9 protein-coding genes are annotated in these 11,488 nt (G+C 72.0%); 5 read left to right on the top strand and 4 right to left on the bottom strand.

The genetic code is table 11. The features are described 5' to 3' along the window. Positions 1-17: 17 nt before the first annotated feature. From CWOE_RS25590 to CWOE_RS25580, 3 genes are all read right to left on the bottom strand, one after another. Positions 18-584: a TetR/AcrR family transcriptional regulator gene (locus tag CWOE_RS25590; RefSeq protein ID WP_012936561.1), complete on the bottom strand. Its 567-nt coding sequence runs from the start codon at positions 582-584 to the stop codon at positions 18-20. 10 nt (positions 585-594) lie between these two features. Beyond that, positions 595-1,848, bottom strand: a complete 1,254-nt coding sequence (locus tag CWOE_RS25585) for an MFS transporter (protein WP_012936560.1) — start codon at positions 1,846-1,848, stop codon at positions 595-597. A 116-nt stretch (positions 1,849-1,964) separates the two neighbouring features. Next, positions 1,965-2,798 (bottom strand): alpha/beta fold hydrolase, encoded by an 834-nt coding sequence (locus tag CWOE_RS25580; RefSeq protein ID WP_012936559.1) that lies wholly within the window; start codon positions 2,796-2,798, stop codon positions 1,965-1,967. A gap of 286 nt (positions 2,799-3,084) precedes the next feature. Here CWOE_RS25580 and CWOE_RS25575 point away from each other — a divergent pair, with 286 nt between their 5' ends. The 5 genes from CWOE_RS25575 to CWOE_RS25555 are packed head-to-tail and all read left to right on the top strand — an operon-like array spanning position 3,085 to position 9,720. Then, on the top strand, positions 3,085-5,451 hold the full coding sequence (locus CWOE_RS25575; protein ID WP_012936558.1) for a right-handed parallel beta-helix repeat-containing protein: 2,367 nt from the start codon (positions 3,085-3,087) through the stop codon (positions 5,449-5,451). Between the two features lie 14 nt (positions 5,452-5,465). Next, a complete protein-coding gene (locus tag CWOE_RS25570; RefSeq protein ID WP_012936557.1) occupies positions 5,466-6,800 on the top strand; it encodes an ABC transporter substrate-binding protein in 1,335 nt (444 codons plus the stop codon). Beyond that, complete coding sequence (locus CWOE_RS33685) at positions 6,797-7,669, top strand: carbohydrate ABC transporter permease (RefSeq protein WP_012936556.1); 873 nt, start codon at positions 6,797-6,799, stop codon at positions 7,667-7,669. Before CWOE_RS25570 ends, CWOE_RS33685 begins: the two co-directional genes overlap by 4 nt. Further along, positions 7,666-8,487, top strand: a complete 822-nt coding sequence (locus CWOE_RS25560; RefSeq protein ID WP_012936555.1) for a carbohydrate ABC transporter permease — start codon at positions 7,666-7,668, stop codon at positions 8,485-8,487. Before CWOE_RS33685 ends, CWOE_RS25560 begins: the two co-directional genes overlap by 4 nt. A 6-nt stretch (positions 8,488-8,493) precedes the next feature. Continuing rightward, a complete protein-coding gene (locus CWOE_RS25555) occupies positions 8,494-9,720 on the top strand; it encodes an ABC transporter ATP-binding protein (RefSeq protein ID WP_012936554.1) in 1,227 nt (408 codons plus the stop codon). Here CWOE_RS25555 and CWOE_RS25550 read toward each other — a convergent pair. Continuing rightward, positions 9,687-11,480, bottom strand: a complete 1,794-nt coding sequence (locus CWOE_RS25550; RefSeq protein ID WP_012936553.1) for an ABC transporter ATP-binding protein — start codon at positions 11,478-11,480, stop codon at positions 9,687-9,689. The two genes, CWOE_RS25555 and CWOE_RS25550, sit on opposite strands and share 34 nt — an antisense overlap. Positions 11,481-11,488 lie beyond the last annotated feature (8 nt).

Here is an 11,488-nt window from a genome sequence, read left to right as displayed (position 1 = left end):
GCGCCCGCCCGCCGCGCTCAATGGTCCGGTCGCAGCACCTCGCGCAGGACCGCCTCGTAGTCGTCGGCGCTCGGCGGCCGGTCGGTCAGCAGCGCCTGCAAGAGCAGGCCGTCGACCGTGCCGAGCAGGACCTGGACGCGCACCGGCGAGCTGGTGTAGCAGCGGGCGAAGTCGGCGAGCGCCGTCAGCCAGCGCTGCGCGGGAGGGCGCAGCTCGGGGCGGCGCGCGGCGAGCAGAAACAGCTCGTACTCGGCGCGGAGCATCGCGGGGTCGCGGGCGACTCTCGCCATCAGGCGCGCCATCGCGCGGAGGTCGTCGAGGCTGCCGTCGGTCGCGGCGGCCAGTCTGCGCATTCGCTCGGCGGCCTCGTCCATGCACAGCGTCAGCGCGCCCGTGAGCAGGTCGTCGATGCGCTTGAAGTGGTAGGCGGCGGCGGTCGGCGGCAGGTCTGCCTCAGCGGCAACCGCGCGATGGCTGACGCCCGCGACCCCGTCGCGCGCGACGACCCGCAGCGTCGCCTCGATCAGCTCCTGCTTGCGGCGCTCGCCCTTGGCGAGGCGCCCGTCGGTCGTCGGCTCGGTCACTCGTCGTCGGTCACTGGTCGCCCGCGCAGGCCTGCGCCACCCTACCCGTCGCGCCGACGTGCTCGGCGGCGTCACCGGCGCCGGTCGCGCGCAGCAGCGGCCGGCAGCTCGCGAGCGCGATGAGCAGCATCGCCGCGCCGGCGGCGATCGCGACGACGAAGCCGCCGATCGGGCCGTGCGCGTCGACGATCGCGCCGGAGACGCTCGCGCCGAGCGCGACGCCGACGAGGAGGCCGGCGATCACCCATGTCATGCCCTCGGTCAGCTGGCCGGCGGGCACGATCCGCTCGACGAGGCCCATCGTCACGATCATCGTCGGCGCGAAGAAGAGGCCGGCGACGAAGACCGTCGCGGCGAGCGCTGCGATGCCGTCGACGACGAGCAGCGGCAGCGTCGTCAGCGCGGTGCCCGCGGCGCCGAGCACGAGCAGCAGCGGCTGCGGCACGGTCGGTCTGAGCACTCCGAACGCCAGTCCGGCGAGACCGGAGCCGACCGCGTAGAGCGCGACGACGATCCCGGCGCTGGCGGTGCTGCCCTGCTGCTCGGCGAACGCGATGCTGACGACGTCGATCGTGCCGACGATCGTGCCGCCGGCGAGCAGCATCAGCGCGAGCGGCCGCAGCGCGCCGATCCGGATCGCGGAGGTGCCGGCCCGCGCGGCTGCATCCCGCACGATCGGCGGCTCGGTCCGCTTCTGCGGCACGAAAAGCAGCACGCCGATCGTCAGCAGCGCGGCGGCGACGAGCGGCCCCGCCTCGGCGAACAGCGAGGTCGACAGCGTGACGGCCAGCGCCGGACCGACGACGAAGGTCAGCTCGTCGACGACCGACTCCAGCGAGAAGGCGGTGTGCAGTCGCGAGGAGCCGCGCTGCGCGTGCGCCCAGCGCGCGCGCACCATCGCGGACATGTTCGGCAGCGTGCCGGCGAGCGCGGCGAAGACGAACAGCGTCCACGTCGGCGCGCCCCAGCGGGCGCACAGCAGCAGAGCGCCGAGCGCGATCACGCTGATGCCCGCGGCCGGCAGCAGCACCCTTCCCTGCCCGAAGCGGTCGACGAGCCGCGAGACGAGCGGCCCGAGCAGTGCCGTCGAGAGCGTGAACGTCGCGGCGATCGCGCCGGCCGTGCCGAACCCGCCGTGCTCCTGGGACAGCATCGTGATCAGCCCGATGCCGATCATCGAGATCGGCATGCGCGCGACGAAGCCCGCGGCGGAGAAGGCGAGTGCGCCTGGGGTCTTGAACAGCTCGCCGTACGGGTTGGTCATCTGCGTTTCCGGGGTCGCGAGGACGGGGAAACAAATGTAACACTCGTTCAACTTGTTCCCGCGTGAGGTGGAGCGGCTCGCCGCCGAGCACGACCGTGACCCGGCGGCGATCTCGCTCAGCTCTCGCCGAGGACCGCGCGCAGCCGCACGGCGAACCGCTCGGGGTCGTCGACGAACCCGGTGTGGTCGCCGGGGAACAGCACGGGCTGGAGCCCCAGCTCGGCGGCGAGCGCGCGCGAGGTGCGGTCGCAGCTCTGTCCGGCCGACTCGTCGCCGATGCCGACGACGATCCGCGTCGGCGCCGCCCGCAGCGCTGCGAGGTCGGGCCGCCAGCGGACGGTCGCGCGCAGCTCGCGCGCGAACCAGAAGCGCTCGTCGGCGAGCTTCTGCGGGTCGCGGTCGTCGCCGAACGCCTGCTCGACGACGCCCGGGGGCAGTTCGATGCTCGCCTGCGCGAGGAACTTCCGCCACGCGCCCACGTGGTCGCCCGCGGCGTGGGTGGCGATGATCTCGTCGGTCTGCGCCTGGACCTGCTCGCGGTCGTCGAGCAGCTCGTCGAGCGGCGGCTCGTGCGCGACGACGGTGCGGACCTGCTCGGGATGGGCCTGCACGAGCGCGAGCGCGCTGATCGCGCCGCCGCTGGAGCCGAGCACCGTCGCCGGGCCGCCGCCGACGTGGGCGATCAGGCGCGAGAGGTCCTCAGCGCGCAGCTCTGGCGTCGAGTCCTGCTCGGGGTCGTCGACCGTGCTGCGGTTGATGCCCCGCGGGTCGGTCGTGAGAACGGTGTGGTCGGCGGCGAGCAGGTCGGCGAGCGGCGCGAAGGACGTGGCGTTCATCGGGGCGCCGACGAGCACGACGAGCGGCCCCGTCCCGCGCAGCTCGTAGTGCAGGAGGGCGCCGGGCACCTGAAGCGTGCCGGTGGTGACGGGAGCGGTGGAGTTGGAGGTCATCGGTCCTCTGTGGTGGGGGAGGGTGGGGTTGGTCGGAAGCAGGGACTCGATTGGCGACGCAGACTCATCGGTCGGTCAGATTGGCGCCAGAATGGGAGGATCAGGCGAGAGATCGCTGGTGTTCCGGTGTACTTTCCAGATATTGGCGCCAATCGACTTGACGACGGTCGGCGCGCTGGCTAGGCTCGCCGTCACCATCGCGCGTCGGTCACCGAGGAGAGTGACGCGCGCTGGGCGTTACCCCACGGTGACGCCGTAACCGTGAGTGGCCGATCGGGAGAGATCGATGAGCGCCTTGAATTCATGGCGGCGGAGCGTGCTGCTCGCCGCGATCGCTGCGACCTGCGCGGCGAGCGGCGAGACCGCGTACGCCGCCGGCGACGCGCCGGCCGGCGACGGCCATGGCCCGCACCAGCGCAGCACCTGGAACGTGGCGCCGGACGGGCGCGGGCAGTCGTGCATGCGTTGGCGTCCGTGCCGGCTGGAGACGGCCCGCGAGCAGGTGCGCGCCGCCGCCCCGGCGATGACGCGCGACCTGCGCGTCGAGCTGGCCGGCGGACGCTACGAGCTGTCGAGCACGTTCGTCCTTGGCGCGGCCGATTCGGGTCGCAACGGCCATGACGTCGTCTACGCGGCGGCGCCGGGCGCCGAGCCGGTCCTGACGGGTGGCCGCGAGGTGCGCGGCTGGAGACTGGTCGACCCGGCGAGGCGGATCTGGCGAGCGGCGGTCGGCCGGCTCGACACGCGTCAGCTCTACGCCGACGACGTCCGCCTGCGGCGCGCGGTCCACGTCCCGGGGCTGCCCGGCGACGTGAGACGCACCGCGACCGGGCTGCACACGACGAGCGCCGAGCCGCGCACGTGGGCTGCCCCGACCGACGTCGAGATGGTCTGGCGGGCGAGAGGCGCGGGCGCCTTCGAGTGGGTCGAGGCGCGCTGCCGCGTGACCGGCATGAGCGCCGACGCGGCCGGCACGGGGACCGACGTCAGCATCGCGCAGCCGTGCCTCGACAACGCGGTCGGGATCTACGCCTCCAACGTCGCCGGCGGCGGCGAGGTGCTCGGCGCCCCGAGCTGGAGCGAGAACAGCTCCACGTTCCTGGCCGACGACACGCGGCCTGCCCGCTGGGCGATCGAACGCACGGCAGCGGGCAACGCGATGCACTATCGCGCGCGGCCGGGCGAGGATCCGCGTCGTCGCCGCTTCGTCGCGGCGACCGGGGAGACGCTCGTGCGGATCGGCGGAACGGTCGCCGAGCCGGCGCACGACATCGTCGTGCGCGGGCTGCGCTTCTCGGAGTCGACCTGGCTCGGACCGGACACCGGCATGGGCTTCCCGAACCTGTTCGCGAACGCCTACGCGATCAGACCCGACGCGCTCAGCCCCGAGACCTACCGCGGCGAGGCATTCCCGCCGGGCGCGCTGGAGCTGGACAAGACGCACGACGTCCGCGTCGAGGGCAACCGCTTCGAGCGGCTCGGCGCGATCGGCGTGCGGATCCAGAGCACGAGTCGCGCGACGGTCGACGGCAACGTGCTGCGCGACCTGTCCGCCGGCGGCGTCCTGATCGGCCGGCTCGGGCCCGACCTCGAGGGCGAGGTCGAGGACAACGTGATCTCGAACAATGCGATCGACGGCGTCGGCGCCGAGTACGGCGCCTCGCCTGGCGTCTTCCTCAACGTCCCGCGCCGCACGACGCTGCGCAACAACTTCATCTCGAACACCGGCTACAGCGGCGTGACGATGCGCGGCTCGTGGAACGGCTCGGGCACGACCGAAGGCAACAGATACGTCGACAACTACGTCGCCAACGTGCTGCGGCGCGCCAGCGACGGCGGCGGCATCTACACCGTCTACCCGCAGGGCACGTCGTGGGACAACGGGCTGCTGGTGGCCGGCAACGTCGTGCGCGACATGCGCCCCGGGGCGCTCGGCTTCGGGCTCTACAACGACATCGGCAGCGACTACTCGACCAGCCGCGACAACGTCTCCTACAACTTCCTGATAGCCGGCGGCGGCTGCGCGCAGCCGTACCTGAACGAGATCAGAAGCACCGGCAACTGGCTGCGCGGGAGACTTCCCGGCGTGCCGGACGTGTGGTGGGTCTGCGACGGGCCGGTCACGAACGTCGAGGTCGACAACCACAGCCTCGACGCGGCCGATCCGGCGGCGGACTGTGCGGCGAGACCGGCGTGCGCGGCGATCGTCGCGAACGCGGGGCTCCAGGCCGGCTACGAGGACCGCCTGACCGGGACCTACTCGTTCGACGACGTGCCGACGTTCGAGGACGTCAACGCCGACTCGTTCGACGTCGACAGCGTCCACGCCGGGCTCGACTTCGGCTGGGGGCAGTGGATCGCCGCCTACGGCACGCCGGGCTATGCGACGACGTCGCACGCCCGCTTCGCGACCGCGGACGCCGGGCCGCGCACGATCGCGCCGGTGAGAGGCGTCGTGCTCTCGTCGCTGGTGCTCGAAGGCTCCGGCACCTACACGATCAGCGACGGCACGAGCACCCGCAGCGGCACGCTGCGCGGGCCGGGACGTCCGGTGCGCGTCCAGACCGGCTTCAGAACGACCGGGGCGAAGGTCTCGCTCACGTTCAGCGATGGCCAGCAGGTCGTCGTCGACGACCTGCGCGTCTCGCGCTGAGAAGGAGAGAGAAGATGCGTCAGACCCATCCCGCGCGGGGATCGCTCGCGCTGAGCACACCGCTGTCGCGCCGCAGCCTGCTGAAGGCGGCCGGAGCGGCCGGCGCCGCGCTGACCGGCGCGCCGCTGCTGGCGGCGTGCGGCTCCTCCGGCGGAGGCGGCGGCTCCGGCGGCGCGGCGACGATCGAGTTCTGGGACATGCTGTGGGGCCTCGACAGATACGAGCCGACGGCGCGCGCGCTCGTCGCCGAGTGGAACAGAGCGAACCCCGACCTCCAGGTCAAGTACCGCCTGATCCCGTGGGCGAGCTTCTACGAGGTCTTCTCGACCGCCGTCGCCAGCGGCACCACGCCGGACGTCAGCACCGGCGCGACCTATCAGGCGTTCCAGTTCGAGCAGGCGATCGAGCCGATGAACGACGCCGTCGCGCAGTGGAGAAGAGACGGCACCTACGACCAGGTGATCCCGCAGTCGATCACGGCGCAGGCGACGGAGGACGGCGAGCAGACGGGCCTGCCCTGGGGGATGACGCTGCGCACGCTCAGCTGCAACAGAAAGCTGTTCGGTGCCGCGGGTGTGACACAGCCGAGATCGTTCGACGAGCTGCGCGCCGCCGCCAGAAGACTGACCGGCGGCGGGCGCTACGGGATGGGCTTCTGCGGCCAGGGCGCGCTCGGCTGGCAGATGCTGCTGTCGCTGATGGTCAACAACGGCGGCGGCCTCTACGACGCGAAGTGCGGGCCGGCGCTGGTGACCGATCGCAACCGCGAGGCGTGCCAGCTCGTGCAGGACATGGTCCGCGACGGCTCGATCCCGAAGGCCGCGGTCGGCTGGGACCAGACCGACGTCTCGGCCGCGATGACGCGCGGCGACATCGCGATGGCGATAACCGAGCCGGCGCTGTTCAACTCGTTGCCCAACGGCGCCGACATCGACATCGCCTCGCCGTACGAGGGCTTCCACGGCGACAAGGGCACGCTCCTCTGGTACCTCGCGATGTGGCAGTACCGCACCAGCGAGGACAAGCCCGGGGCGACCGAGTTCATGAACTGGTGGCTGAGCAACGAGCAGCCGCTGTGGTCCAGAGGCGGCACGACGCAGCTGCCGGTGCGCACGCCGTTCTACGACGAGATCAGAACGCTGCAGGACCCGCGCTACAGAAAGGTGCTCGACGAGTGGGTGCCGGTCGGCAAGATCATGTCGACGCCCTGCGAGTACGCCCTGCCGACGCTCAACCAGGTCGAGGGGCAGGCGTTCATGCCGACGCTCGTGCAGGACGTCCTGTCGCTGAAGCCGATCGACGAATCGCTGCAGACCGCGCAGGACGCGCTGTCGCAGCTGAGAGCGTGAGGGCGCGCCGCGAGCAGCTGCTGCCGTGGGGCTTCCTGCTCCCGTCGGCGGCGATCCTCGGCCTGATCACGCTGTACCCGCTGCTGTACGCGATCGTCCTGAGCTTCAAGCAGGGCTCGTTCATCGAGGTCGGCGGGTTCGCCGGGATCGACAACTACAGCGGCCTGTTCGAGGACGGGTCGCTGTTTCCCGGCGCGCTGCGCTTCAGCGCGATCTTCACCGTGCTGACGGTCGCGGGCTCCTACGCGCTCGGGCTCGGCTTCGCGCTCGCCGTGCACCGCGTCAGACGCGGCCGTTGGCTGCTGCGGATGGGCCTGCTGACGCCGTGGGTCGTGCCGCCGGTCGTCGCGGTGATCGCCTGGCGCTGGATGGTCAACGACGACGGCAGCCTCGTCAACCAGGCGCTCGGCGTGGTCGGGATCGATCCGGTCGCGTTTCTGTCGGACCCGTTCTGGGCGAGCGTGATGGTGATCCTGCTGCGGATCTGGCGGACGTTCCCGTTCGTCTTCCTGACGCTGTTCGCGGCGCGCCAGGGCGTCTCGGACGAGCTGTACGAGGCGGCGGCGCTCGACGGCTCGACCGGCTTCTCGGCGTTCCGGCGGATCACGCTGCCGCAGCTCGCGCCGGTCTCGATCGTGAGCAGCCTGCTCGTCGCGATCTGGTCGTTCAACGACTTCGAGTCGATCTTCCTGCTGACGAGAGGCGGACCCTCCAATGCGACGTACAACCTCGTCGTGCTCGGCTACTACGAGGCGTTCTTCGGCAACGACGTCGGCCTCGCGGCCGCGATGGGCGTCGTCGCGCTCGTGCTGCTGCTCGTCCTCAGCGTGGTGCTGCTGCGGCTGCTGCGGCGGGTGAACGAGACATGAGCGAGCATCCGATCGCCGAACGCGCCGGCCGGCTGCTGCTGTACCTCGCGGTCGCGCTGGTCAACCTGCCGGTCCTCGTCGTCGTGCTGAACGCGTTCAAGAACGAGGCCGACATGGCCTCCCACGAGCTGCTGCCGTCCGGGCTGACGCTCGACAACTTCGAGATCGTGCGCGACTCGTCGCTCGGCACCTGGATGGTCAACAGCTTCGTCGTCGCCGGCTGCGGAACGCTGATCGCCGTCACGGCGGCGATCTTCGGCGGCTACGCGCTGTCGCGCTTCAGACAGCGCGGCCTGGAGGGCTGGTCGCGGCTGCTGCTCGCCGTCCAGATGGTGCCGATCGTGCTGACGCTGCTGCCGCTCTTCCTCGTGATGAGACGGTTCGCGCTGATCGACTCCTACCTCGGGCTGATCATCATCTACGGCGCGTTCCTGCTGCCGTTCTCGACCTGGATCGCGCGCAGCTTCTTCGACTCGATCCCGGTCGACCTGGAGGAGGCGGCGTGGATGGACGGCTGCTCGCGCGTGCAGACGCTCGTGCGCGTCGTCGCACCGCTGGCCGCGCCGGGCCTCGTCAGCATCGGGATCCTCTGCTTCATCACCGCGTGGAACGAGTACCTGCTCGCGAGCGTCTTCCTGCGCTCCAACGAGCTGCTGACCGTCGGCGTCGGGCTGCAGCTGTTCAGCGCGCAGCTGACGACGCAGGTCGGCCCCGTGATGGCCGGCGCGACGGTCGCGATGATCCCGTCGCTGCTCGTCTACCTGGTGTTCCAGCGCTACTTCGTCAGCGGCGCGCTCGCGGGCGCGGTGAAAGGGTGAGAACGGATGGCTGAGATCGACGTCGACCGCGTCACGAAGGTCTACGCGGACGGCACGCAAGCGGTCTCCGAGGTGAGCCTGGAGATCGCCGACGGCAGCTTCGTCGTGCTCGTCGGCCCCTCAGGCTGCGGCAAGACGACGCTGCTGCGGATGATCGCCGGGCTGGAGCGGATCAGCGACGGCGAGATCCGCGTCGGCGGCGAGGCCGTCAACGACGTGCCGCCGAGCAGACGCGACATCGCGATGGTGTTCCAGAGCTACGCGCTCTACCCGCACATGTCGGTCGCCGACAACATGGCGTTCGGGCTGCGCCGCCGCGGCGCCTCGAAGGCCGAGGCCACCGCCGCGGTGCGGCGGGCCGCCGGGGTGCTCGGGCTGGTCGAGCTGCTGGAGAAGAAGCCGCGGGCGCTGTCGGGCGGGCAGCGCCAGCGCGTCGCGATGGGCCGCGCGATCGTGCGCCAGCCGCGCGCGTTCCTGATGGACGAGCCGTTGTCGAACCTCGACGCGAAGCTGCGCGGGCACATGCGCGCGGAGATCGCGCGGCTGCAGCGCGACCTCGGCGTCACGACCGTCTACGTGACGCACGACCAGACCGAGGCGATGACGCTGGGTGACGTGGTGGCGGTGATGAACCACGGCCGGATCCAGCAGCTCGGGCCTCCGCAGGAGCTGTTCGAGCGGCCGTGCAACCTGTTCGTCGCGGCGTTCATGGGCTCGCCGACGATGAACCTCGTCGAGGCGTCGCTGGAGCGCGCGGGCGACGGGCTCGCGCTCTCCTTCGGCGAGCACCGGCTGGAGCTGCCGCGGCGGGTGCTGGCGGAGCGGCCGGCGCTGCACGCGTACGCCGGCCGTCGCGTCGCGCTCGGGATCCGGCCCGAGGACCTCGTCGGCGCCGGCGAGACGGCCGTCGCCGACGCGTGCGAGCTGGAGGCGACGGTCGAGCTGCGCGAGCTGCTCGGTCGCACGACGCACCTGCACTTCGTCGTCGGTGGGCGCCAGGTCGTGACCGACGACACGCGCGCGGCGGCCGACGAGGCCGGCGAGGAGACGGCGGGCGGGGACGGCGCCGGCTGCCGCATGATCGCGAGCGTCGGCAGCGCGACCGGCGCCGCCGAGGGCGAGCGCGTGCGGCTGGCGGTCGACCCCGCCGCGCTGCACGTCTTCGACCTCGGCAGCGGCGCGGCGATCCGGGAGCAGGCTCAGGAGGTGGCGGGCGCGCTCGCCGGCTCCTGAGCCGGGCGGTCGAGTCGCAGCGCCTCCACGAGCCGCTGATAGAGCGGGTCGCGCGCGAGCAGCTCGGAGTGGGTGCCGCGCGTCCGGATCCGGCCGGCCTCCATCACGACGATCACATCGGCGTCGACGACGGTCGAGAGCCGGTGGGCGACGGTCACGACGGCGCCCTGCTCGGCCTGCCGCCGGACGCTGGCGTGGATCGACGCCTCGGTGAGGCCGTCGAGCTGCGCGGTCGCCTCGTCGAGCAGCAGCACCTCGGGGTTGCGCAGGATCGCGCGCGCGAGCGCGATCCGTTGACGCTGGCCGCCGGAGACCGAGCCGTTCGCGAGCGGCTCGTCGAGCCGGCCGGCGATGCCGCTCGCCGGGTCGTCGAGCCGCACGGCGGCGAGCACGCGCCGCAGCTCGTCCTCGTCCGCCTGCGGGTGGCTGAAGCGGAGGTTGTCGCCGATCGTGCCGGGGACGACCGGGGTGTCCTGCTCGACGTAGGCGAACCGCTCGCGCACCTGCGCGTGCGTCAACGCCGAGTAGGGCGTGCCGGCGAGCCGCAGCTCGCCGCCCTGCGGTTCGAGGAAGCGCAGCAGCAGCGACAGCAGTGTCGTCTTGCCGGCGCCGGACGGGCCGACGATCGCGACGTGGCCGCGGCGCGGGATCGTCAGGCTGACGCGGTCGACCGCGCGCGGCAGCCCGGGTCCGTAGGCGGCGCTGACGTCGCGCAGCTCGAGGATCGGCGGCGCACTCGCGCCGGATCTCGTCGGCGAGACGGCCAGCTCGGGCCGCGCGACGCGCTCGTCGCGCTCCAGCTCCAGCTGCTCGACCTCGCGGATCCGTCCCGCCGCGGCGATCCCGGCCTGCAGCGTCGTGGTCTCCTCGGTCAGCTCCGAGATCGGCTCCATCAGGCCGAAGGCGTAGAGCAGGAACGCGATCAGGCTGGAGACCTCGAGCTGGCCCTCGCTGACGCGCCAGGCGCCGATGCTGAGGATCAGGACGATCGCGAGCTGCACACCGGTCCACGCGATGCTCCATGCGAGCGCCTCGCGGCGCACCGCTCTGATGCTGTGCTCGGCTGACGCCTCCGCCTCCGTGAGGATCTGCCGCGACAGCCGCTCCTCGGCCTGGCTGGCCTTGACGGTGCGGATCGCGCGGACCGCGCCTTCGAGCACCCCGCCGAGCCTGCCGATGTGCTCCTGCGATCTCTCCTGCGCGACGGCGATCCCCGGCATCAGCAGGGCGAAGAGGATGCCGACGATCACGACGGCGCCGATTGTGGTCGCCAGCAGGACCAGGTCGAGCACGCCCATCAGGACGAGCGTCCCGATCAGCATCACGGTCCCGTTGATCAGGCCGACGACGCTGGAGGAGGCCGCCTCCCGCAGCAGCACGGTGTCCGAGGTCGCGCGCGTGACGAGCTCGCCGCTGGGTCTCGCGGTCAGCGCCGGCACCGTCGCGCCGAGGTAGCGCGTGACGATCGCGCGGCGGGCGTCGAGCACGACCCGCTCGCCGAGCGAGCCGAGCAGCGTCCACTGGTACCACGACACCGCCGCGCCGACGACCGCCAGCCCGAGCAGCGCCGCGACCGGCCACGCGAGCGAGTCCGACGCCGCGAGCGCGTCGAGCACCCACTTCGTGACCATCGGCGCCGCGAGGCCGCCCGCCGAGCCGACCAAGCCGAGGACGAGCCCGAGCGCCAGCTTCCCGCGGTGCGGCCGGGCGAACGACCAGAGGATCCGGGCACGTGAGGAGTACGGAGCGTCGGAAGTCATAAATGGAG

Origin of the sequence: Conexibacter woesei DSM 14684 (genome assembly GCF_000025265.1) — a bacterium.
Classification (GTDB): Bacteria; Actinomycetota; Thermoleophilia; order Solirubrobacterales; family Solirubrobacteraceae; genus Conexibacter; species Conexibacter woesei.
The sequence above is the reverse complement of the archived record's forward strand: the minus strand, read 5'-3'. Positions and strand labels throughout refer to the sequence as shown.

Coding starts and splice junctions, on each gene's coding strand:
- CWOE_RS25555 (WP_012936554.1), top strand. CDS start 8,494: ATGGCTGAGATCGACGTCGACCGCGTCACGAAGGTCTACGCGGACGGC.
- CWOE_RS25580 (WP_012936559.1), bottom strand. CDS start 2,798: ATGACCTCCAACTCCACCGCTCCCGTCACCACCGGCACGCTTCAGGTG.
- CWOE_RS25550 (WP_012936553.1), bottom strand. CDS start 11,480: ATGACTTCCGACGCTCCGTACTCCTCACGTGCCCGGATCCTCTGGTCG.
- CWOE_RS25575 (WP_012936558.1), top strand. CDS start 3,085: ATGAGCGCCTTGAATTCATGGCGGCGGAGCGTGCTGCTCGCCGCGATC.
- CWOE_RS25570 (WP_012936557.1), top strand. CDS start 5,466: ATGCGTCAGACCCATCCCGCGCGGGGATCGCTCGCGCTGAGCACACCG.
- CWOE_RS25585 (WP_012936560.1), bottom strand. CDS start 1,848: ATGACCAACCCGTACGGCGAGCTGTTCAAGACCCCAGGCGCACTCGCC.
- CWOE_RS25560 (WP_012936555.1), top strand. CDS start 7,666: ATGAGCGAGCATCCGATCGCCGAACGCGCCGGCCGGCTGCTGCTGTAC.